A 24,614-nucleotide genomic window follows, 5' to 3' on the forward strand; every position below is an offset into this window, starting at 1 on the left:
TTCATTTCTTCTTTATAAATCGATTGATAACAGGAATCTGACTCAATGGCAAATCCTTTTTGATAATATAAGCTATAAATAGCAATAAGAGTACGGTACGGAAAGCAAGACGGATCACTATATTAGATATAGGAGCCTGCTCTCCAATAACGTAGAGTACAGCTGCCAGCAGAACATAAAGTCCGAGGCTCTTCAAATCATACCGAATCGGATATTCTTTCTGTCCTATCCAGTAAGATAGCAACAAGATGACTGCATAGCCTGCAACAGAAGCCCATGCCGAAGCAAGGTAACCGTAAATCGGAACAAACAGGATGTTCAACACGACAATAATAACACAACCAATCACCGAGAAGTAGGCTCCCCAATAGGTCTTATCTGTCAGTTTATACCAAAAGGAAAGATTGAAATAGATCCCTTTACAGATCTCTGCAAGCATTACAATAGCTACGACTCCCAGACCTTCCCAGTAGCCCCTTGCCACCAGATAACGCAACAAATCGAGATAGAACATGACAGCAAGGAAGGCCAGCAAGGAAAATATAAGAAAATACTTCATCGCAGCGGCATACATCTCCCGGTTGTCTCCTTCACGGTCTTTGCCAAAGACAAACGGTTCGTAGGCATACCGGAAAGCTTGCGTAAACATTGCCATTACCATCGCAATCTTGCTGGTTGCGGCATAGATACCCAATTGCACCAACCCTTCCTGCCGGTCTTCATAAAGAAACGGATATATCATCTTATCCACAGTCTGGTTTAGAATACCTACCAAACCCAAGACTAATACCGGGAAAGAATATACGACCATTCGTTTCAGCAATCCTCGATCCAACTGATAAGCAAAACCCGTCAATTCCGGGATAAAGAAGAACATCTGGACAACCGAGACAATCAGATTACTAATAAAGATATAGCCCACTAAATAATCCGGATCATAAAACCAGGAGATGGTCGACGGACAATGTACATTCAGCCACGGGCACACCAGCAGGAAAAATAAATTCAAGCCGATGCCACCAACGATAGAAAGCAGTTTGATGACTGCAAACTTGATGGGCCGTTTTTTATACCGTAAATAAGCAAAAGGGATGCATTGGAAAGAGTCTAAAGCTACCACAACAGCCATCATCGCTATGAACTCCGGATGATCGCCATAATCCAGTAAATCGGAAATAGGTTGCAGGAATAACAGGCAAAGGAGAACAAAAATCAAAGAGACCCCTCCTACCGATAACAAGGAGTTGGCATATACTTTCATCGGGTCTTCTCCCGATTTATTGGCAAAACGGAAGAATCCCGTTTCCATACCGAACGTAAGCAGTACAAGCATCAAGGCTGTAAATGCATAAACGTTTGATACCACTCCATAACCTCCGGTGGAAGCCGGCAATACTGCTGTATACAAGGGTACCAGCATATAGTTGAGGAATCGTCCGACAATACTACTCAACCCATAAATTGCAGTATCTTTAGCTAATGATTTTAGTCCAGCCATGTTTATTAATGATTATAGCTTCATCATCCGACTATGCTTTATAAAATTCTTTTATACCGTTTTTATCAGTCACTAAACAGTGTTTTCTGGCTGTTATAAAGACTTTTGCCCAAATGTTTATAGGCAAGTTCGGTCACTTCCCGTCCACGGGGAGTACGCTTCATAAACCCTTCTTTTATCAGGAAAGGTTCGTAAACTTCTTCAATGGTTCCCGCATCTTCTCCCAAAGCCGTAGCAATGGTAGTGATACCTACCGGACCACCTTTAAACTTGTCTATAATGGTGCAAAGTATCTTGTTGTCTATTTCATCCAGACCGTATTTATCGATATTCAGTGCTTCCAATGCAAACTGAGCGATCTCCGTATCGATAGAACCGGAGCCTTTCACCTGCGCAAAGTCACGTACCCGACGGAGCAAGGCATTGGCAATACGAGGCGTTCCCCGACTACGGGAAGCAATTTCCGATGCTGCACGTAGCGAACAAGGCACATCCAGTATGGATGCAGAGCGACGGATGATATTGCTCAAAATATCGTCATCATAGTACTCCAAATGAAGATTAATGCCAAAACGTGCACGAAGCGGAGCCGTCAGCAGACCGCTACGCGTAGTTGCGCCAACCAGCGTAAAAGGATTCAAATCGATCTGGATACTGCGTGCCGAAGGTCCTTTATCAATCATAATATCGATGCGGTAATCTTCCATGGCCGAATAAAGATACTCCTCCACCACGGGTGACAACCGATGAATTTCATCGATAAAAAGCACATCATTCGGTTCGAGGCTGGTTAACACTCCTGCCAGATCACCCGGTTTATCGAGTACCGGACCGGAAGTTACTTTAAAGCCAACTCCCAATTCGTTGGCGATAATATTCGAAAGAGTTGTTTTTCCTAATCCGGGAGGGCCGTGCAACAGCACATGGTCGAGTGCTTCGCCACGCAAACGTGCCGCCTTCACAAAAATGCGAAGGTTTTCCACCACCTTGTCCTGCCCGCTAAAGTCTTCAAAGCTTAACGGACGGAGTGCATTCTCGAAATCCCGTTCTTTTGAAGTAAGCTGATGTTCGCGTATGTTAAAATCTTCCTGTTCCATCTATTTCTTGAAAGTAGGGGACAAAGATAGAGATTTACATTCATTTTCAGTATAAGAAAGACGAAGATTTAGTTTATTTGAAACGTAATAACTACTTTTGCACTATCTATATACACGTTATCAACTATGGTTCTAAATTACATTTGGATAGGATTCTTCGTCATTGCCTTCATCATCGCTCTTATAAAAGTGATTGTTTGGGGAGACACGGAGATATTTACGGCTATCATGAACTCTACATTCGACTCCTCCAAAACGGCATTCGAAATATCGCTGGGACTCACAGGCGTACTGGCTCTTTGGCTGGGCATCATGAAAATCGGAGAAAACAGCGGACTGATCAATACACTGGCGCGCTTTCTCAGTCCGGTGCTTTGCCGACTGTTTCCGGATATTCCGAAAGGGCATCCGGTGTTAGGATCAATCTTCATGAATATGTCTGCCAATATGCTTGGCCTTGATAATGCAGCCACCCCATTGGGGCTGAAAGCGATGAAAGAACTGCAGGAACTGAATCCGAAAAAGGACACTGCTTCCAACCCGATGATTATGTTTTTGGTGATTAATACCTCCGGGCTCATCATTATTCCGATCAGTATCATGGTGTATCGTGCGCAAATGGGGGCTGCACAGCCTACGGATGTATTCATCCCTATTCTGATAAGTACTTTCCTTTCCACGCTGGTAGGAGTCATAGCAGTGAGCATCGCTCAAAAGATAAACTTAATCAATAGACCAATTCTCATTTTAATGGGTGTTATCTGCCTTTTCTTTTCAGGATTGATCTATCTGTTCCTAAGTGTATCACGGGAGGATATGGGCACTTACTCTACACTGATAGCGAATATTCTGTTGTTCAGTGTCATCATCCTGTTTATTTTGACGGGAGTCAGAAAGAAAATCAATGTATACGATTCGTTTGTAGAAGGAGCTAAAGAGGGGTTTACAACGGCTGTACGCATCATCCCTTATCTGGTTGCTTTTCTTGTAGGAATTGCAGTGTTCCGCACTTCGGGAGCAATGGATTTTCTGGTGGGAGGCATCGGCTATATAGTAGGATTATGCGGGGTTGACACGAGCTTTGTCGGAGCCTTACCTACTGCACTGATGAAATCACTGAGTGGCAGTGGTGCAAATGGTCTGATGATCGATACGATGAAAGAGCTGGGACCGGATTCGTTTGTAGGACGTATGAGTTGTGTCGTTCGTGGAGCTTCAGATACCACATTCTACATTCTGGCCGTTTATTTCGGTAGTGTGGGAATTGCCAAAACCCGTAATGCGGTAACCTGCGGCCTGATTGCAGATTTCTCGGGTATCATAGCCGCTATCTTAATCAGTTATTTATTTTTCTTTTAAATCATCACATTCAATTATGGCTGTAACTTATCAAACAGAAGGCGTAAAAATGCCTGATATCAAGAAACGTGAGACTACGGAATGGATAAAGACCATAGCTGCTTCTTATGGGAAAAGAGTCGGTGAAATCGCTTATATCTTCTGCTCGGACGAAAAGATTCTGGAAGTAAACCGCCAATATCTGCAACATGACTACTACACGGATATCATTACTTTCGATTATTGTGAAGGCGACCGTTTATCAGGTGACCTATTCATTAGCCTGGACACAATACGCACTAATGCAGAGCAATTTGGCACTTCATACGAAGAGGAACTGCACCGCGTCATTATCCACGGGATTCTTCACCTGTGCGGCATCAATGATAAAGGTCCCGGAGAACGGGAGATGATGGAAGCGGCTGAAAACAAGGCATTATCAATACGAAACGTGTAAGCAAGCCTCCACTCATTCCGCAACGGAACGAAGTACAACAGTCGGTCATATATCTCGCATTCCTTCTTTCCGGATAAGCCACGTTTCAACAGGTAGAGCGTGGGCTGCGCCTTCGGGGTGTAGGGCAGTATGCTGATGAAATCGACGAATGCCTGCTCGGTCATCTCCGGCCGATCGATCAGTACCGTGTCGGCAAAGTCGATTTCACATTGTTGTCGATGAATCAGTTCTCCGACAGAAGTACGACTTCATCCCCCTTCTGTTGTGCGGCAAACATTTCAGCCAAAGAGTTGTATCTGGCGTGGTAAACGCGTCCATCCCGTTCATAGTGGAATGCCACCGGGTACCCATACCAGTTCAGGGGGTATTCCTTGCGCAAGCGCAATTCGTACTGCCCGACGGAAGGGATGTTCACGGCACCGATGCGGTTGCTGTTGGTAGTACGCTCGAAAGCCACGAACGCATTGTCAGGTACCTCCTTCAGCGTACCGTCGTCGTCATCTCTGTATTTGATCGTTCCCTTGATCGATTCGTTGGTCACGCGGAACGTCTTGGCGTAGAACACCACCTTCTCCTCGTTGGAGGAGATGACAATGTCGCCCGCACTCACAATGCTGTTAACGATAAACGGCAGAGTTTTGCGTTCGCCGGTCTGGTCTGCCAACCCGCTATCGTCTTTGTTCGCTACATCGTCCGTACCGTACTGCCGTTCAGTATCCCGATTGATATCTGCCGTGTAAATGAAACGACCGAGAACCGAAGGGTCGGCTTTCAGCTTGGTTCCGTTCAGTTTATTTTCCGCCAGGCGCGACTCGTCGATCTTCAGCATCGGCGCATCGATGTAGATTTCGAAATGTTCTCCTCTGTCGAGATTGCCGAAAGAATCGGCAAATGGATGGACGGATACGGATTTACCGTTAAATCCCCTGTGATGAAAACTTGTCACATCTATGGCAATGTCCACTTTCTGTTCGGGCTGGTAGGTCCATGTAAGGGGCGTAATCTTCTCCGGGATGTCGTTTCTGGTCGAAATACGGTCGGGTTCCTCGGCAGCCCCCGCCCAATCCTTGTCGGCATACTTCACCCGTGCACCGAATCGGAACGGATTGTAGTTATACAGCTCGAATGTCGTGCTTCGGTAAATCTCACCTTTATACAGGCCTGCCTCGTTGGCATCATCCGGAGCAACCGCGGGATAATGGTTCAAGTTGGAAGCGATACGGACCACCTCGGCACTCTTGGCCCGGTTGGTGTACATGTCAAGGCGGTATTTACCCGTCCCGCCACTCGAGGACGATGGATTTTGTGGTTTGAACATCAGCATACGCCCGCCCTCCGGATTGTTCGCCTGCATCCACGCATCGGCCAGGGAATTATATTTCGAAAAGAGACAGTCGGGGGCAGTGATTTCACCGATTTCATAATTGTAATTGTTCAGATGCTGCGTGTAGAACAGGAACTCGTCATTCGCTTTGGCATTGATCGCTTTACCCTGCACGTCGCCCATCTCGTCTCCTACTTTCGTCCGCAGCTGCATGTCGAACTGCACGTGGGCGTATTTTTTCTGCGGCACAACGCAATAATACACGTATTCATCTTTTGCCAAATCGTTGGTGCTCGCAATCGCCGTGTATTTATCCAGATTTTCCACCGTTATGGAGTTGCGGGTGTCCGAGAATACGTAGGTACGCTTCATCGTCTCAAAATGTTCAGCCTCGATATAAAGCGTCCCCTCGTACCCCGAAGACTGCGTCAGGATATTCTCGAAATAGACACGCTGCACGCCGGGAGATTCGACCCTGTAGACAAACTTGTAGTCCGGAGCCTGCGGGATGACGCCGCTACTGTACCACTCCGTGTCACCCTTGCGGACTATGGGCAATAACATGCCCGATGCGGCACGTATATCCAGCTCGCTGGCGGTGATGTATACATTCATCGGGAAGAGCTCCTCGGGACAGGTCTCGGGTATAGTAAACATCAGCGATACGTGGGGACGGTCGGTCTTCGGATCGTCCGAATTTAGTCCTCCGTACACCGCCGTGCCGACCCACGAAGGGGCGAACGACTGTTTCTTGAGCAGAACGATCTTGATTTTACGTTGCAGCAGCCCGTGTTTCACGAGTAACGTCCCCTCCTGTTTCTCGTTACCCCCCAGAGAACGCAACGAGATGATGATCGTACCTTTACCGACACCGTTCTCGATTTTGAACCCGCCACCGATGCCTTGTGCCGCCACCGAGTTGTCCAGCCAGCTGATTTCGGGCTTGTCGGCTTCCGTTATCTCCGTTCCATTCTTGCCTGCAACGGTGTAGACAAACGTCCTCGTTCTTTCGCTTCCGATGTTGCTATCATCAAACACCTCATAGGTTTTATCAACCGTCAGGATGTAGTTTGTATCCTCCACTTCGTTCACGTCGTCGGAAATGGAGATCCAGACGTTGTTCGTGGCTGCTGCTGTCAAGGCGTCCTCGAAGGTAGGCTGTCCGAAGGAGAGCGCACCCGCGATGTGCAATATGTAGCGATGGTTTCTTCGCACCAGTATCTGGTCACCTTTTTCATCGACCAACATCACACGGTAGTACTTGTCGTCGGTCTCGCTTCCACCCGGGGCGTATCCGCGAATGATGATACTGACCGGATCATCGGAACGATTCTCCTGTTCGAAGATGTACTGGCTCGTGGCTGTGGTTACGTCCATGATATCGCTTTCCTTGGCATCCTTCTGCGGAAGCGTGACGAAGTCGTCGTTCATCCACTCGTCCAAAGTGAATGTGAAGCCCTTTTCCGGATGGTAAGGAGCCACCGTACCGAAAGCATTGATGTTGTAGGCCGCCATTCCCGTTACCACGATAGCACCGTTAGTCGGATTGTCGATGGTAATCAACGCATGGTTGCGGAGCATCGTTATCTTGTTTCCTTTATCCGCCATCTGGCTGGCAATAGTCGTTTTCGTACCCTCCGCATCCGGTGTGCAGGCGAAACGTGCCCAGTAGATCATGTGACCCGCCGAACCTTCGAGAAGAGCCATCACCTCAGACTCCGATTTGTTGCGGAAGTGGTCTTCCTTGAAGTCGTTCATGTTCTGGTTGGCGACGAAATGCACTCTCCGGGTATTTTCGGGTACTTCGGCAGTAAATGTACCCGCCATGTTACCGGTCGATGAAACAGTTGCCGAAACTGTCGTGGTGAAGAGTCCGTAGCCATCGAAACAGAACAGCGTCATGTTCTGCACGCCACCCCCGTCGGGATCGACCGCACGTGTCGAGACACTCTGTACCTCCGGAACCGGAATATCAGCATTGAACCGGAGCGCCACGTATCCTTTGCGGGCCTCGGGCAGCGTTTCCTGCCAATCGTCCTGCTGACAAGAGACAGACAACACTGCCACGGCGAGCAAGGATATCACTGTATGTATCGCTTTTTTTATCATATTCTTATTCGTTTTATCTGTTCTCCTTACTGATTAGCAGGCGTCTTGCCGTCGTAGGCATCGCGGATGCAGCGGATGGCAGGAGTTGCATTTGGATCTGCTGTGAGGATGGGTTTAAGTATGGGACCCGATGCAGACCAATAGCGATCACCACTAAGAACTTTATCCATGGACGCCGATTCATCCTGATATTTATAAATGATGTTTATTTCGGCTGCGGTCGGCAAGCGCCAGTCATCATAGATTACTCCGTTTCGTGAAACTTCTACATATTTTTCACAATGTTCTGCCACATCATTTACATTCATATCGGAATTTGCAAACACCCCTCCCAACTGCGATGCGATCATAAATGACGGAGACACTAACTGTGCGTTATCGGCATTTGGATCGGTTTTACCCTCCGTAATACGAGGACGTCCCAAAGTGTAATTATTGGATGTGGCAGTTATGAATACATGATACATACGATGATTTTTCATGCTCGCCCAGTCTTCTTCTGCGTATGTGTCATATCTATACTGCCGCTGCCTACCATATTCTCTAGATGTTTCTCGCCAATAATAATAGTCAACAGAGCACAAACCGTCATCTGTGAAGCCTTGCGCAACCTTGGAACCGAAAAAAATTCCATTATAATCGTTTGTACCATTGTAGTATTCGTTGCTTTTCCATGAATAGCTGCATCTCCAATTATTTGAGGGAACTTGTCGACTGGAATACCATTGCCCCTTAGTAATCTTCTTTCCTGCAAGCAATTCCCACGTGGTAACGCCACGGTTTCCGTCAGAAGCCTCGCTCACAAAGTCATCACGATAAGAATACCAGCCTTCGATATTCGTGATATATACAAGCGGATATTGGTCGACTTTCACCGTACGCATCATGCCGTCATCATTCTTAACCTCGATGTCGATGTAACGTATCGTATTATTCTCCGGCACAGGGCTGTATATTTCGATGCCCCCATTCAGACCCGCTTCGGGCGTGAGCGTTATCTCTATCTTGTTGCGAATGGTTTGGCTTACCTCCTGCTCCTTTCCGAATTTGTCTATATAATATGCCCTCGTGACCTTAGCAGTGACATCCGATGACGACACAAACCGCAGGGTCGTGTTATCGGTCGCGATGTTGTGCATCTCCATTTGAGTCCTGTTAAGTGTCAGATATGCCGGACGATCGCCCTCGCCACCAATATTGATAGTCCTTTCGGACCACTCCTGCACGTCGTACGCTATATTCTCCAGTTTGGCCGGAGCCGACGGAGCGGTACCTCCGGGCACGTTGAGCGTCAAAGAGACCTGGTAGCAGGTATTACGCTTCAGCTCACTGCCCTCACAGACCGGGATCTGATAATAGTTGCTCTCACATAGTACGGCATCTCCGTCAGGATTACCGTCCGCATCCAGAGGAGTGTAAGTTATCGGGATATTCACGATCAGACGTATCTCCTTTTCCAATGCACTCAGGTTTTCCCACGAGTGAGCATAGGCATACGCCGTTACGGTAATCTGGTTCTCGGTCCATTTGAAATAGGAAGTGTTAGTCTCTATAGTCGTCCGTAACTTCGCCTCACCGTCCACACCTGCCATCACGGAAGTAGAATAAGGCATGTTGCGCAGGTAGTAACTGGCACCGGAGGAATTGTTGAACGTTACGGATTCGCCCTTGTTGATCCGGATCACGAGTTTAGCAGCAGCCCGGCGCAACGTAACTTTCAGCTTCGTATCGTCCGACTTGTTCCCGTTGTTCAAAACTACCGTCCCGGCATCCGACGGTTCCGATTCGCCTTCAGGGTAGGCCGCACCATCCATCAAAAAGGTTTGAGGAATAGTAAGCCCCTCTAATTTCAGCCCCGTTACGTGTATGTATCGGTCTTCCTGCTTCATCGCCCGCAACTTTTCCCTATCGAAATCTTCAGCAGCGAACTCCTCCTCGGCAACGGTGCTGTTAGCGATCAAGTAGACCCAGTATCTTGCGTCCATATCAAAACTGCTCCTTTTAGCCTTCAGAGCAATCGTTCCGCTACCGGTCTCACTTCCACCGATCCGTTCGTGCCACTTTTTGCCACCACCCTCATCGAAGATCAGCACATCGATATGGTCCACTCTGACTTCCGCTCCCGTGGCCTCCACACCCCGGCTCACGGGCAGTGACCCCGACGAGAGGTGAAGGATGATGCTGTTGCCATCCCCTCCCGTGTTATCACCGGAAATGTCACACTCCTTATCGCAAGCGGCAAAAAACAGCACCGCCGAGCAACAGGCCATTATATATAAAATTATCTTTTTCATTGCTCATCAGTCATTTATGGTGGATACATCCGTCTGTTTGATTACAATAACCTCGGGAAGGGTACTACCACTCCATTTCAGCTTGTCGGACAAACCGTTGATAAGCAGCAAGGCACTGCCGGCGGAACTCCACTCTCGCGTGTAGGCTATGCCCAGCCCCACTTCTTTGTTCACGTTATCACTTTTCAAAGCCTTCACCGTGATATAATACGGGTCGGAGGAAGCTACGGGTTTTTCGATGTATTTTTTCGTCCCGTCGGACTGGAACTGATATACCTTCACCTCGAAGTTATCAGGCGTACCCAATTGCCCTACCAGCGTAGGAGTCCATTCCTGCCCGGTCGGGCCTTTGATCTCGAACCGGAACGTGTAGCTTCCCTCGTCGGAACTCCCGTCCGTATTGTACCATACTGTCGGTTGGGAATATTGTCCTCCGCTTCCCGGTGTAACGGCGACACTCCCCGGCTGTATCGGGTTCGTGTAATCCGGATAGTTGAACTCGATTACGTATTCGGGAGTTTCATTCCAATCGGCGACGCTGTACTCGACCGTTATCCTGCCATCGTTGTGCATCAGGCAACAGACCGCATAATAATGGTTCCTCTCAATCTTCGGCATGTAGACATAACCGGTACGTGCCTCCCCGTCGAAGACATAGTCGATTTTAAGGACATACTCCTTACCGACACCCGGCATGTTCCAACTGCCGCCGTTGCCCCACGGATTTTCGAAGGGATAGAACGGTTCGGCCATCACGGGTGTGTAGTTGGCGGGATTCCTTCTCTCATCTGCGGTGATACCTTCCGCCAGTTCACGCGTCACATCCCCCCCGATAACGGCAATGGGAATGTCGTCTGTGAAGTTTATGATCCCCTCCAACATGGTCTGCGTCGGTGTCATCAGGTAGTTGCGTGCCCGTGCACCCTGCATGGTGAGTCCCGTTACGCGCAGCATACCGGTTTCGCCGGCAGGCTTGGCTGCGAACACACCGATTTTAGCTACGGGCCGTTTTAGCTCGAATACAATGTCCGCATAGTCGAGCCATGCATGCCCTTCGTGTCCGGAGGCGGTCGGGGATTCCTGTTTCACCTTTGTGAAGTCGAGCGTTACCGAAGTCTTATCACAGAACATCGGCAGACCTTTCGCTTCCAGATCGGTCCTTAACAGATTGGAGAACCAGAAGTTTTTCAGCTGTTCCTCCGTCGTGTTCGCTGACAACACTGCGGGAGCACCCGAACCCGATGCCGACATCGCCGCCTCGTTGGCAACGGTGTAGAAATCCACCGTCTGCTCACCGTCCGAGTAGAAAACGAGGTCCATGAAGAACGTGTGCGGAACCGCCGCCACATTATCGGTGAAATAATGTCCTGCCGCCTTTCCGTTGACAAAAGCATACACGCGAAGCGTATGGATCGCTTTCTCGACATCGGTCGGTGCACCGTCGGCTTCGCTGACAGCACGTGTCCCCACGCTCAGCCGCACCGCTACATCGTGTCGCTCACCGAGTGTAGCGACGTCATCCTTAGCACACCCGAACAGCAGCGAGCCGCAGCATACCACCGCGACAGCCATGTAAAGTATCTTTCTTATATTCCGCATATTCTTTCGGTCTTAAAATTCGGGTTTCACATGTTCGATGTACCATTCGGGTACGCTTACCGTGATCTCTCCCGACTTGAATTCGATGCGTATCGGGATGAGCACCTCGTGTTTGGAACAGTCTATGACGGGATTGTCGGCAAGGAACTTCGCGAGGTTGACTTCCGCCAGCAACTCACCACCGGGAGCGGAACGCAGGTAGACATTCACGTTCTCGTGGTCCTTATGCCGCATTATATTGGTACGGGCCGTTAGCAATCCGGCCTTGTATTCGGTTTCAAGCAAATAATCGGTCGCCTCTCCGTAGGCACGGTTTTCGAAATCGGTGCAGGGCGAGACTCCGCATATTTCCAGCACAGGCATCATGCCTGCGCGGTTTCCCGTGGCGGGAACTCCGGCCACTTCCACCAGCAGGTCGTAGTGAGAGCTGGCGAACTCTATAATTTGAGTCTGGTCGTCCTCTTCACGACCATTGTATGGCAGCACGGTGTAAGAGGTGGTAGCATAATAGAGCGAATCATTGCCGCTGACCTGCTTCCGGTCGAAATAATCACCGGCGGCGAAGAGCATCCGGTCGTAATCGCCCGTAGCGAGACCCTCGACCTTCGTGTCATGGGTGTTCCCCAGACAGATAATCCGGTAATCACCGGGAGTCAGCGGGGGAAGCGTAGCCGTGCGGCTCTCAACTTGTTCCTTGGGTAAGATACTCGAATTGACGCATCGATTCTCTGCATCGAAAACGAACATCTCCACCCGGCAGATCTTGTCGGGGAATATCTCCGTAGTACCGTCACCCTTGTAGCTGAGCAGCAACCGGTTGGTGCTCAAACAGTCGTCCAGATCCTCACGGATGCAGGAAGTGGCGACTCCCGCGAGCAACGTCAGGCAGAAAACAATATTCGTCAATTTCATATAAACGTGATTGATAGGATTAAAGTCTGTTGTGTGGCGAAGGTCTCGTCACACAACAGATTGGGTTATTAATTAAAATTCGGGAGTAACGGGAACGACCGTCCAGTTTGCAACCTTCACGTTCAGTTCCACGCAACGCTCGGGCTGCGAAAGATTTTCATCATCGAACGTAAAGAATACCCGGTAAATCTTGCCCGACACAAAAGGATCTTTGCTCGTAAATTTACCGTGCAGGTAAAGAGGTGTAGAAGCATTGTCTGCGGTATTGCCACGCAATGCCAGCAGCAACTCGGGGTTGTTAGTACTGCTCTCTACGTGCGCCAAACCGTAAGTGATAATTCCGGTAGCCTCTTCTCCATCCTCATTAGGATCGGTAATGGTCGTACCGTCCACGAACTTCTTATCTCCGGGCTCTAGTGACAAATTGAGGGCATCACACCAATCAGTACGATTTTCGATCCATGTCCATGCAGTTTCTTTCGTAGGATTATCCCAAACCTTACCGTCCTCCTCAGGAGTCTTAGTCACGAAATCATATTGCGTGTAATAGTGGTTCAACGCAATCTTCTCCAATGCAACAGAAGTGTACTTGTTCGTGGCAGGAGCTGTTGCCTGCTGATACTCGAATCCGTAGATTTCGAAACGAGATACACGCGGTTCCAGTGTTACGGTTGCCGTATAAACATTCTCATGATTGGCAACATCTTGCTTCGGTTCAGTAGTTTTCTCTGTAAGTTCACTATCACCGTACAGAGAGTAGGTAGGATGTCCGGCTTCGGTATCATTCGGTACAGCTTCAGTTTTGGCTGCAAGAGTAGAGTATTCCACATTACCGATGTTACCCACTACAACTACTTTAGAAGTTGCGGCAGGGAGAAAGTGGTAGGTAATGTCCTTCCCTTGTTCCCCTATTGCTGACCATGAACCGTCGGTAGCGTCACTGCTGAAATAAGTCTGCTGCTCGCTACCTTCATATTTGGGAACCGTCTGTACATTGCCGTTAGCATCCACGAAGAATACCTTGAAATTTTTCAGCTCTACTTGTGAGTTGTTAGCCATCGCGTCACCCGTGGAACGTACGCTCGGGGTCTTTTGGATATTAGGCAACTTGATCGTCACGCTTTTGGGCATCTTGTCCGAATTCGGATTGTCCAGATTCTCGCTTTTGTCACAAGCGACAAGCGTCATTGAGGCTGCAAAAGCCGTCAAAAGAAAACTTTTAATGTTCATAAGACTTTTTGTTTAAGTGAAAAAATGTATTTATTAGCTCTATTTGTATGGTTTATAGTTGGTCAATGACCCGACGCACCGCTTCGAGGTTATGACGGGCAGTTTCGGACCCAGCCTCCGAAGCCTTCCGGAACGTTTCCTCCGCCTTGCCATATTCTCCGGCTTCGGCGTATGCCACGCCCAAGGTATTGAGCAGTACCGCTGTTCGTGCAGTAACTTCCGCCTTTTCGAGCAACTCAATCGCCACGGTGTACTTTTGGTGGAAGATGGCGTTTACGGCATTCTCGTTCAACGCGGCAGGTGAAGAAGGGAAGCAGCGCATAGCCACCCCCATCACCTTATCATATTCGGGTGTACCTTTGCCGTAAGAGGAGGCCACCTTGTACATCTCAGTCAGGCTCAACAGGTCGGGACGCTCGTCGACCATGCGGCGAGCCTCTTCGAGGTTGAAGTTGCGCACGTTATACTCCACGCGATACTCATTGCGACGTAGCACGGGATATATTTCGGTGAGCAATTGATGATAGATGGTTGACGGGGCGAGCTTCCGAAATTGCTGCTCGCAGAAATCCCGCCGGTTCGGGTAGCGCTCGATGAGTTCGTACACCTCGTCACGTTTCGGCAGTTCCGGGCAATCACCGAGTATATGGATGAACCCTTCCCAGTCCTCGCCCTTCCAGTCCACATGCAGTATGTCTGCCGCGATGGCGTCGTGACGACGGATATAGTCCGCCAGTGCTTTGGCGCGGTTCTCCGACAACGTCATGTTATGTGCCTCGCTACCCTCGGGAGAGGCGTACCCGGTAATGTAAATACCGATAATCTTGACATCGGAGTTTTTCTTTACCAGTTCAATCGAATTCGATACCGTGTCCAGTTCGGCACGGTTATTCTTGAAATCGGGCAGAATCTTGTAGCTGTCCTGCCGGAACTGTAAACGCGCGGTACGGGTTTCGGCACGCACTTTCACAGGTTCGGGTTCCGGGGCAATAGTGTCGATCTTGTAGTCGGGGACATAGGCAGGCAGCACACCGGTCCACAAGTCCCGTTCGGATTTACCCTCGCCGCAGTTCGTGCAGCCATGTACCTCCTCACGGATTTCGACCCGCCCGTCGAGCATCCAACGCTCGTAGGGCACCGATGCGGTGTAGTCGTAATCCTGCTGTTTGCCGTTGCGGCGGCGAATGATTACCCGTGCCGCATCATCATGATAAGGGGGAAGCTCCACGCTTTCGAGACGTCGGGCACGCAGGTAAACTTTGTTGCGGGTTTTCCCGTCGATCACTATCGGGGGAAAGGCTACCTCACGGTCACCGTTCGCGGAGACAAGTACGGGTGTCAGCGCCACGGTATGTTGCGTGCGGATGTTCGCATTGCTCAAATCGACGTTCATCGTCAGCTCTACCTTGCGACCCTGCTTGACGACACCTCCTTGACGAATTCCGATCGAAGAGAGGTAACTTGGTTGGTTTTCGGCATGTAACGCTATGGGGCTACAAGCCAATATCAGTAATAATATGGTATATATGCGTTTCATTGTCTTTCCGTTGTTATTTAATAATGTATATCAGAGATACTCCCGCCTTGGTCGGTCCGAAGTAGTGCTTGTCGTTATTACCCTTGAACTTACCGCAAGTGGCGCACTCGTACTTATCGTAATTCGTGTAGATATAACCCAACCCGAGGGTCGCCTCGAGGCTCCAGCGTTCGCCTAAAATCCACGAATACCCGTACGAAAGTCCGACACCCGTAGCCCAGCCTTGATAACGATGTTCTTTCGTGGATTTGTCCTGGAACAGGACTCTCACGCCACTGATATTGTAGAAAGCATAGCCGCTATGCAGACCGAAAAAGTGGCCGTTATAGCGTTCGCAGAGCCAGTAGCGAAATTCCGGCATGACCAGCCAGTGCTTGATTTTCTTGTTACTGTCCTTGTTCAGCGTCCATGGGTTGTAGGCTCCCGTGAGATCGAGGGTCGTGTGTTTGCCCAACCCGAATTCAAGACTCAAGTTAGGCGTGGTACTTGACCAATATAACAGATTGGTCTTTGCTGCGATATCCTGCGCGTTGGCGGTGCCTGCACACCAGCAAACGGCAAGGAAAACACCGAGGATGATTCTTTTCATATCTTCTTCTTTCTTGTTATCTCATTAAAACCGGCAAAGCCAACGATACCATTATGTATAAAGGGGATTTATCGTCCTGTCGTTTTTTACGCTTCGGGAGATACTTCACACTCTCCCGATTTTATACTTCTCTCTGTAAGAGATATATATCAGGAAAAATCAAGTCATAATTAGCTAATAAACAGTAGTAGAATAGATTATCCGAAGTAGGAATTTGTTCAACATTTGATGCATAACTTCGAATAAAGTCGAAAATAATTATAAAAAATAGCCTATTTTTACGCCTTATTTCCAATATTTTTTGTAATTTCGCAAATAATATATATCTCTTACAGAGAGAACGAAGTTTCTACTCAACAGATATTCCGTTCTTGTCATTTCTCTTTCTATGAGAAATAAACAGCACTTACTTTTCTATAAATCAATATATTACATAAACAAAGAATTTGGTTTACTCAGCATTTTCTCTTATTTCGTAGTCTCATGTTTTTGCATAGAAAGGGAGACTTGTTATGTTGCAGGCTTTCTGACTGTAAACATTTATCAGTTCAGTAGAAAATTAGTGGTGATAAATTCTGTCTTAATCTGAAAAATTGGAGATGGTAAGGCATCCAATAATATGTATATGAATTGTTCGATCCGGTACTGAAGCAATCCGAATCCTCCTACTAATTACAGTCAAATCTCCCACTAACTATTAAAAAGAAAAACCGCCTTCAGCCTTCAGTTCTTCACCAAAGTCCCTGTTCATCGGCGTTTGAGCCTGAAAGCACTCCTGAAAGCTAATGTGTATAACTCCGGCTCCTTCTATACTTATTTCCAACAGAGGCTCTATTATAGCAAAACAAAGCCTGCATTTCATGGTAACAGAGCCTCTGTTATAACCAAACAGAGCCTACATTTCACCTCACAATAGATAGGTCTACCGGCAAGTCTGAAAAAAAAGCTGAAGGCAGATTATAGTATGAAAATTTAATAAGAATATGATTAGATCTATATTAATGTCGGAATTAAAAACCTTAAATTCTCAACACAAATAACAGATCGCAATGAACTTATCTATTTCAACTGATAATTGGATTTGCCCTGGTATTATTCACGCACTCTTCCTGATGGCTAAACCCGAACAAAGGGGATGCTGCTAACACTGAAGCAACGCTTGCTACCCCCCCTGCTCCCACTCCATACTGATTTAGGTGTCTCGTTGACGAATTCGCAAAATGATCTGACATCCGCAAGCAAATGTCAGAGAATTCAGTCAATGAGTACACGTCTCTCTCATACAAAAAAACGAAAATCCTCTTTCAACCTATCACCGTCTTCCTGAAACTCCTTATTCATCGTATTTACAGAGCGGTGATAGGTTGTCACTAACCTATCACCTCATCTATCACCTATCACCGCCTATTTTCCTATAGTAAACAGTCATTTAAAACATTTTGTGTCTTGAACAAAGTGTTCCACCGTGTTGAAACAAAGTGTTCAGCGCTTTGAAACAAAGTGTTCCACCGTGTTGGAACAAAGTGTTCAGCGCCTTGGAACAAAGTGTTTCAAGCTATTGAAACATCTTGAAACAAATCGCATTCTCTGCAAAAAGGCACAAAAAAAGAGCGAATCATTCCGCTCCACCTTTAAAGAATCCCCTTAATGGGATTCTTTTTTTCATCTTTCATTTACTCGTTACCTGAAAACTACTTTCTACTAATACCTAATCAAAACAATCTTTTTCTTAAAAACTAATCTTAAAATCTAATACCTTAATTTTATAAACTAATACCTTTCGTATATTACCTTTTTTCTAATACCTAAAAATCTTAGTAGTTTCATTATTACGCTGCAAAGTTATAGCTGTTTCAAAAAAAAGACAAGGGCTATGATCGAAAAAATCAAATTTCAACCTGCTTTTTTGATTTATGTCAAGACAAAAGACAAATTTAACACTTATCGTTCTAGTTTCATTCGTACTCCGGTCGATTTTCAACTAACAAAAAGCAAGTATAATCCCCCTATTTTAAAACAAAAACATGCATTTTAAAAGAGAACAGAGACATATAGATTCAATAAAGTCCACAAACGCCGAACAGCCTGCACATTTTCGAACCGAAATTACGACGATTTTTCAAAGAAGTCGGACAGCTCCTCGGATTTTCAGAAGCAAAAAGAGCATGGAGATATATTTCTCGCAACTTTTCCGTAACTTTGCACCGTTTGATAATAAATAAGACAGGAATGGATTTTAAGTACGATGTAATTGTAATTGGTGCCGGACATGCTGGTTGCGAAGCAGCGGCCGCTGCTGCAAATTTAGGTTCCAAGACTTGCCTCATCACGATGGATATGAACAAGATTGGACAAATGAGTTGCAACCCTGCCGTAGGCGGAATTGCGAAAGGACAAATAGTACGCGAAATAGATGCACTGGGCGGACAGATGGGATTGGTGACGGACGAAACAGCCATCCAGTTTCGAATACTGAACCGTTCGAAAGGTCCCGCCATGTGGAGCCCCCGTGCCCAATGCGACCGCGCCAAGTTTATCTGGTCCTGGCGGGAAAAATTGGAGAATACGCCCAATCTTCATATCTGGCAAGATACGGTATGCGAACTTCTCGTTGAAAACGGTATAGTGACCGGACTGGTTACCGTGTGGGGGGTTACTTTCAGGGCAAAATGTGTTGTCCTCACCGCAGGAACTTTCCTTAACGGATTGATGCACGTAGGACGATACCAGTTGCCGGGAGGAAGAATGGCAGAACCGGCTTCTTACAAATTAACCGAATCCATCGCTCGCCATGGCATCACTTACGGAAGAATGAAAACCGGAACCCCGGTACGAATCGATGCGCGCAGCGTTCATTTCGACCAGATGGAAACGCAGGACGGAGAATGTGACTTCCATAAGTTCTCCTTCATGAACACAAGTGTGCGCCACTTGAAGCAACTGCAATGCTGGACTTGCTATACGAACGAAGAGGTACACCAGATTCTACGTGACGGATTGCCGGATTCCCCCCTATTCAACGGGCAAATTCAAAGCATCGGTCCACGTTATTGCCCGAGCATCGAAACAAAGATTGTGACCTTCCCTGACAAGGCCCAGCATCAATTGTTCCTCGAACCGGAAGGTGAAACAACGCAGGAATTATATCTCAACGGATTTTCCTCTTCACTTCCGATGAACATACAAATTGACGCTTTAAAGAAAATTCCCGCTTTCAAAGATTTGGTGATCTATCGCCCGGGATATGCAATTGAATATGATTATTTCGATCCGACGCAGCTAAAGCATACGCTGGAATCGAAAATTATCGGCAACTTATTCTTTGCCGGACAGGTAAATGGTACTACCGGATACGAAGAAGCAGGCGGACAAGGATTGATAGCCGGAATCAATGCGCACATCAATTGTCACGGAGGTAAATCCTTCACACTGGCACGCGATGAAGCATATATTGGCGTATTAATCGACGATTTGGTAACCAAAGGTGTCGATGAGCCTTATCGGATGTTTACTTCACGTGCAGAGTATCGTATATTGCTCCGGATGGACGATGCCGATATGCGCCTGACTGAACGTGCTTATAAACTCGGACTGGCTAAGGAGAACCGATATCAATTAATGAAAAGCAAGAAAGAAGCGGTGGAACAGATCATTTCTTTCACCCATGATTATTCGATGAAACCGGCATTAATTAATGATGCACTCGAAAAGATAGGGACTACCCCCCTACGTCAAGGATGCAAACTGATAGAAATTCTGAACCGCCCACAAGTGACGATTGAAAATATCTCGAAATATGTTCCGGCATTTCAACGCGAACTGGATAAAGCTACCGATTCCAACCAGGACCGTAAAGAGGAGATTCTGGAAGCTGCCGAAATTCTAATCAAATATCAAGGATATATCGATAGAGAACGAATGATAGCAGAAAAACTGGCAAGACTTGAAAGCATCAGAATCAAAGGTAAATTTGATTATGCTTCCATCCAGTCGTTATCGACAGAAGCCCGACAAAAACTAATAAAGATAGATCCGGAAACAATTGCTCAAGCGAGCAGAATCCCGGGAGTATCGCCAAGCGATATCAACGTACTACTGGTACTTTCCGGGCGATAATCGGCAACGTTTCACGTGAAACAATACATTTAAAGAAACGATATAAATCAATGATTATGAGCAAAGAAACGCTAATTAAAAGTATCCGGAAAATACCGGATTTCCCCATTCCCGGAATTCTGTTCTACGATGTCACCACTCTATTCAAAGACCCGTGGTGCCTGCAGGAATTATCAAACATCATGTATGAAATGTACAAGGATAAAGGCATCACCAAAGTAGTAGGTATAGAATCAAGAGGTTTTATCATGGGACCTATCCTGGCTACCCGACTGAATGCCGGTTTCATTCCTATCCGCAAGCCGGGCAAACTTCCCGCTGAGACACTTGAGGAGAGCTATGACAAAGAATACGGGAAAGACACCATACAAATTCATAAAGATGCGTTGGATGAAAACGACGTAGTTCTGCTACACGATGACTTACTGGCAACGGGCGGAACGATGAAAGCAGCATGCGAACTGGTAGGGAAATTGCGACCCAAGAAAGTATATGTAAACTTCATCATCGAACTGAAGGACCTGAATGGAAAGTCTGTATTTGGAGATGATGTAGAAGTCGAATCCGTATTGTCTTTATAATTGTCTGTCATTGTCTTTATAAAGGATTTGATTATATTTGCAGGAGGATGTGTCATAGCTCTCAAGAGGAGTTTTGGCACCCTCTTTTTATTTTAGACATCTCCCGGTCCTAACGATTATGAATACAGAAACGAACAGCAACGTCAATGAATATTTAAAAGGGATTGTAGCCAACCTCCCCGAAAAGCCCGGTATTTACCAATACCTGAACGCGGAAGGGACCATTATATACGTTGGAAAGGCTAAAAATCTAAAGAAAAGAGTCTACTCCTACTTCAGCAAAGAGCATGAACCGGGAAAGACACGGGTGCTGGTGAGCAAAATCGCCGATATTCGTTACATTGTAGTCAACACGGAAGAAGATGCGTTATTGCTGGAGAATAATCTGATAAAGAAATATAAGCCGCGCTACAACGTTCTATTAAAGGACGACAAGACCTATCCTTCCATTTGTGTACAAAACGAGTATTTTCCCAGAGTCTTCAAAACAAGGAAGATTATCAGGAACGGTTCTTCCTATTATGGACCGTATAGCCACATTCCGTCGATGTATGCAGTACTGGATCTGATAAAGCACTTATATCCTTTGCGTACCTGTAGTCTGAACCTAACTCCGGAAAATATACGGGCAGGCAAGTTCAATGTATGCCTGGAATATCATATAAAAAATTGTGCGGGACCGTGCATCGGCCTGCAATCGCAGGAAGATTATCTTAAAAACATTGATGAAATCAAGGAGATTCTGAAAGGGAATACCCAAGAAATCAGCCGTATGCTACTGGAAAAGATGCAATCATTGGCCGACGAGATGAAGTTTGAAGAGGCACAGAAAGTCAAGGAAAAATATCTCCTAATAGAAAACTACCGCTCCAAATCGGAGGTAGTAAGTGCTGTATTACATAATATTGACGTATTTTCCATCGAAGAGGGAGACTCCAATTCCGTTTTCATCAACTATTTGCATATTACAAACGGTGCCATCAATCAAGCATTTACATTCGAATATAAAAAGAGGCTGAATGAATCAAAAGAGGAGCTTTTGACACTGGGTATTATCGAAATGCGGGAACGTTACAAGAGCCAATCCAGAGAGATCATAGTGCCTTTTGAACTTGATTTGGAGCTAAATAACATCGTATTCACCGTTCCACAGCGAGGAGATAAGAAAAAACTGCTGGATCTTTCGATTCTAAACGTAAAACAATACAAGGCCGACCGCCTAAAACAAGCGGAAAAGCTGAATCCGGAGCAAAGAAGTATGCGGTTAATGAAAGAAATACAGCAAGAGCTACATCTGGATAGACCTCCTTTGCAAATTGAATGCTTTGACAATTCAAACATACAGGGTTCCGATGCTGTGGCCGCTTGTGTTGTTTTCAAAAAGGCCAAACCATCTAAGAAAGATTATCGGAAATACAATATAAAAACGGTTGTAGGGCCTGACGACTATGCATCCATGAAAGAGGTTGTCAAAAGGCGTTACCAACGTGCTATTGAAGAGAATTCCCCCCTACCCGACCTGATTATCACCGATGGCGGAAAAGGCCAAATGGAAGTCGTTAGAGAGGTAATTGAAGACGAATTGAATCTGACAATCCCCATCGCCGGACTGGCAAAGGATAATCGGCATCGCACATCAGAACTGCTTTTCGGATTTCCTCCGAAGACCATCGGCATCCAACAGCAAAGTCCGTTATTCCGTTTACTGACACAGATTCAGGACGAGGTGCACCGTTTTGCCATCAGTTTCCATCGTGATAAACGTAGCAAACGGCAGGTTGCATCGGCATTAGACAATATCAAAGGGGTTGGAGAAAAGACAAAAAGAGCGCTTCTGAAAGAATTTAAGAGCGTAAAACGGATAAAAGAAGCCTCTTTTGAGGAAATTGCCGCTGTCATCGGAGAAGCAAAAGCCAAGACTGTAAAAGCTGGATTGAGCGATGAATCGGCAGAAAATTAATAAAAGGCGGAGTAGAACCAGCTATCTTTTTATCACTTTTAGGCACGGATTTCACAGTTGAATTACCCTAAACGCACAATCTGTGAAATCCGTGCCTAGATAATAAATCAATCAAGTTTTCGACAAAACCTTATAATATTTTCCAATCAATACACCATTTTCTCTTCTGAATTTTGTAAATTTGCCTTTCCTAATCATGAAATAGAATAAAGAACAATGAGAATAGTCATACAACGGGTAACCCATGCGTCAGTAACCATTGAAGGACACTGCAAGTCTTCCATCGGGAAAGGGATGCTGGTATTAGTCGGCATTGAAGAAGCAGACGGGCAGGAAGATATCGACTGGCTCTGCAAGAAGATTGTAAATCTACGTATCTTCGATGATGAGAATGGCGTAATGAACAAATCTATTTTAGAAGATGGAGGTGAGATCCTGGTTATCAGCCAGTTCACGTTACACGCTTCTACCAAGAAGGGAAATCGTCCTTCCTATATCAAAGCCGCCAAACCGGATGTTTCTATCCCACTCTACGAACAATTCTGCAAAGATTTAAGCAGTGCGTTGGGAAAAGAAATAGGCACAGGAACCTTTGGAGCAGACATGAAAGTCGAACTTCTAAACGACGGCCCTGTCACTATATGTATGGATACGAAAAACAAAGAATAATAACCCAAACCATTAACAATTATGACTCTGGAAGAAGCACAAAAACAAGTGGACCAATGGATAAAAACATACGGCGTCCGTTACTTCAGCGAGTTGACCAACATGGCAGTTCTGACGGAAGAAGTAGGAGAACTGGCGCGTGTCATGGCACGCAAATATGGCGACCAGTCCTTCAAAGAAGGAGAAAAAGAGAATATAGATGAAGAGATAGCAGACGTTTTATGGGTGCTTCTCTGCATCGCCAACCAGACAGGTGTGGACATCACCACTGCTTTCCGGAAAAGCATAGAGAAGAAAACGAAACGAGATAATAAAAGACATATCAACAACCCAAAACTGAAAGATCATGGAAGAGAATAACTCACAGCTCAACAAATTCGATGCCGCATTGGCAAAGTACAATACCAATCTGAGCGATGCAGATATTCAAGCTCGCGTAGCTGAATTGATAGAGAAAAAAGTACCGGAGAACAACACGGAAGAGGTTAAGAAGTTCCTGTTCAACTGCATCGACCTGACCACCCTGAATAGTACGGACAGCGACGAAAGCGTGATGCACTTTACCGAGAAAGTCAATCAGTTTGACGACGAATATCCTGATCTGAAAAATGTTGCAGCCATCTGTGTATATCCCAATTTTGCTGCCATCGTTAAAAACACATTGGAGGTAGACGGGATCAATATTGCTTGTGTATCAGGAGGATTCCCTTCTTCGCAAACCTTCATTGAAGTAAAAGTGGCAGAAACAGCATTGGCAATCGCAGAAGGTGCAGATGAAATAGATATTGTCATTTCCGTCGGTAAATTCCTAAACGGAGACTACAAAGGTATGTGCGAAGAAATACAGGAATTAAAGGAGGTTTGCAAGGAACGCCACCTCAAAGTGATCCTCGAAACAGGTGCACTCAAGAGTGCTTCCAACATCAAGAAAGCCTCTATCCTATCCATGTATTCGGGTGCAGACTTTATCAAGACTTCCACCGGTAAGCAACAGCCTGCCGCTACTCCGGAAGCCGCTTATGTGATGTGTGAGGCCATCAAAGAATACCACCAGAAGACCGGAATCAAGATTGGATTCAAACCGGCAGGTGGCATCAGCACAGTGAATGATGCGATTATTTACTACACAATTGTAAAAGAGCTATTAGGTGAAGAATGGCTGGATAACCGACTGTTCCGATTGGGAACCAGCCGTTTAGCCAATCTCCTCCTTTCTGACATTAAAGGGGAAGAAATCAAGTTCTTCTAAAAGCTAAAGGCTACATTAGCAATCAAATACGCCTTACCGCGCGATTCCCGTACTC

General features: G+C 46.4%; 18 protein-coding genes. 8 read left to right on the forward strand and 10 right to left on the reverse strand.

What is annotated here, in order from left to right:
- Window position 1 precedes the first annotated feature (1 nt).
- A complete protein-coding gene (locus AB9N12_RS07045; protein ID WP_369890909.1) occupies window positions 2–1,498 on the reverse strand; it encodes a polysaccharide biosynthesis C-terminal domain-containing protein in 1,497 nt (498 codons plus the stop codon).
- 65 nt (window positions 1,499–1,563) lie between these two features.
- Window positions 1,564–2,595, reverse strand: coding sequence for a Holliday junction branch migration DNA helicase RuvB (gene ruvB / locus AB9N12_RS07050; RefSeq protein ID WP_369890911.1), 1,032 nt, complete (start codon window positions 2,593–2,595; stop codon window positions 1,564–1,566).
- Window positions 2,596–2,721: 126 nt separating this feature from the next.
- Between ruvB and AB9N12_RS07055 the strand changes: the two genes are divergently transcribed.
- Both AB9N12_RS07055 and ybeY read left to right on the forward strand, forming a co-directional pair.
- Complete coding sequence (locus tag AB9N12_RS07055) at window positions 2,722–3,954, forward strand: nucleoside recognition domain-containing protein (RefSeq protein WP_369890912.1); 1,233 nt, start codon at window positions 2,722–2,724, stop codon at window positions 3,952–3,954.
- Window positions 3,955–3,970: 16 nt separating this feature from the next.
- Window positions 3,971–4,390: an rRNA maturation RNase YbeY gene (gene ybeY, locus AB9N12_RS07060; RefSeq protein WP_369890913.1), complete on the forward strand. Its 420-nt coding sequence runs from the start codon at window positions 3,971–3,973 to the stop codon at window positions 4,388–4,390.
- Here ybeY and AB9N12_RS07065 read toward each other — a convergent pair.
- The 8 genes from AB9N12_RS07065 to AB9N12_RS07100 all read right to left on the reverse strand — a co-directional run bounded on the left by AB9N12_RS07065 (window position 4,300) and on the right by AB9N12_RS07100 (window position 15,984).
- Window positions 4,300–4,554: a hypothetical protein gene (locus AB9N12_RS07065; protein ID WP_369890914.1), complete on the reverse strand. Its 255-nt coding sequence runs from the start codon at window positions 4,552–4,554 to the stop codon at window positions 4,300–4,302. The genes ybeY and AB9N12_RS07065 overlap by 91 nt on opposite strands.
- A gap of 59 nt (window positions 4,555–4,613) precedes the next feature.
- Window positions 4,614–7,823: a hypothetical protein gene (locus tag AB9N12_RS07070; RefSeq protein ID WP_369890916.1), complete on the reverse strand. Its 3,210-nt coding sequence runs from the start codon at window positions 7,821–7,823 to the stop codon at window positions 4,614–4,616.
- A 26-nt stretch (window positions 7,824–7,849) separates the two neighbouring features.
- Window positions 7,850–10,117, reverse strand: coding sequence for a hypothetical protein (locus tag AB9N12_RS07075; protein ID WP_369890918.1), 2,268 nt, complete (start codon window positions 10,115–10,117; stop codon window positions 7,850–7,852).
- Window positions 10,118–10,123: 6 nt separating this feature from the next.
- Window positions 10,124–11,716: a fimbrial protein gene (locus AB9N12_RS07080; protein WP_369890920.1), complete on the reverse strand. Its 1,593-nt coding sequence runs from the start codon at window positions 11,714–11,716 to the stop codon at window positions 10,124–10,126.
- Between the two features lie 12 nt (window positions 11,717–11,728).
- Window positions 11,729–12,628 (reverse strand): FimB/Mfa2 family fimbrial subunit, encoded by a 900-nt coding sequence (locus AB9N12_RS07085; RefSeq protein WP_369890922.1) that lies wholly within the window; start codon window positions 12,626–12,628, stop codon window positions 11,729–11,731.
- A 72-nt stretch (window positions 12,629–12,700) separates the two neighbouring features.
- Window positions 12,701–13,858 carry a hypothetical protein gene (locus AB9N12_RS07090; RefSeq protein WP_369890924.1) on the reverse strand — a complete coding sequence of 386 codons (1,158 nt, stop codon included), beginning with the start codon at window positions 13,856–13,858 and terminating at the stop codon, window positions 12,701–12,703.
- Window positions 13,859–13,910: 52 nt separating this feature from the next.
- A complete protein-coding gene (locus tag AB9N12_RS07095; RefSeq protein WP_369890926.1) occupies window positions 13,911–15,395 on the reverse strand; it encodes a DUF3868 domain-containing protein in 1,485 nt (494 codons plus the stop codon).
- A gap of 13 nt (window positions 15,396–15,408) precedes the next feature.
- On the reverse strand, window positions 15,409–15,984 hold the full coding sequence (locus tag AB9N12_RS07100) for a DUF3575 domain-containing protein (protein ID WP_369890928.1): 576 nt from the start codon (window positions 15,982–15,984) through the stop codon (window positions 15,409–15,411).
- Window positions 15,985–18,213: 2,229 nt separating this feature from the next.
- On the opposite strand from AB9N12_RS07100, the gene mnmG reads away from it, so the two are divergent.
- The 6 genes from mnmG (at window position 18,214) to deoC (ending at window position 24,559) form a co-directional block, all read left to right on the forward strand.
- Window positions 18,214–20,100 (forward strand): tRNA uridine-5-carboxymethylaminomethyl(34) synthesis enzyme MnmG, encoded by a 1,887-nt coding sequence (gene mnmG / locus AB9N12_RS07105; protein ID WP_369890929.1) that lies wholly within the window; start codon window positions 18,214–18,216, stop codon window positions 20,098–20,100.
- 50 nt (window positions 20,101–20,150) lie between these two features.
- Window positions 20,151–20,681, forward strand: coding sequence for an adenine phosphoribosyltransferase (locus AB9N12_RS07110; protein ID WP_369890931.1), 531 nt, complete (start codon window positions 20,151–20,153; stop codon window positions 20,679–20,681).
- 118 nt (window positions 20,682–20,799) lie between these two features.
- The gene (gene uvrC / locus AB9N12_RS07115; RefSeq protein WP_369890933.1) at window positions 20,800–22,641 is read left to right on the forward strand and encodes an excinuclease ABC subunit UvrC; all 1,842 of its coding nucleotides are present in this window, start codon (window positions 20,800–20,802) and stop codon (window positions 22,639–22,641) included.
- Window positions 22,642–22,857: 216 nt separating this feature from the next.
- Window positions 22,858–23,310 carry a D-aminoacyl-tRNA deacylase gene (gene dtd / locus AB9N12_RS07120; protein ID WP_369890935.1) on the forward strand — a complete coding sequence of 151 codons (453 nt, stop codon included), beginning with the start codon at window positions 22,858–22,860 and terminating at the stop codon, window positions 23,308–23,310.
- A gap of 21 nt (window positions 23,311–23,331) precedes the next feature.
- Entirely contained in the window at window positions 23,332–23,670 is a 339-nt protein-coding gene (locus AB9N12_RS07125; protein WP_369890936.1) for a nucleotide pyrophosphohydrolase, read from the forward strand.
- The gene (gene deoC, locus AB9N12_RS07130) at window positions 23,657–24,559 is read left to right on the forward strand and encodes a deoxyribose-phosphate aldolase (RefSeq protein ID WP_369890938.1); all 903 of its coding nucleotides are present in this window, start codon (window positions 23,657–23,659) and stop codon (window positions 24,557–24,559) included. The genes AB9N12_RS07125 and deoC overlap by 14 nt, the downstream gene beginning before the upstream one ends.
- Window positions 24,560–24,614 lie beyond the last annotated feature (55 nt).

Origin of the sequence: Bacteroides sp. AN502(2024) (assembly GCF_041227145.1) — a bacterium.
GTDB lineage: Bacteria > Bacteroidota > Bacteroidia > Bacteroidales > Bacteroidaceae > Bacteroides.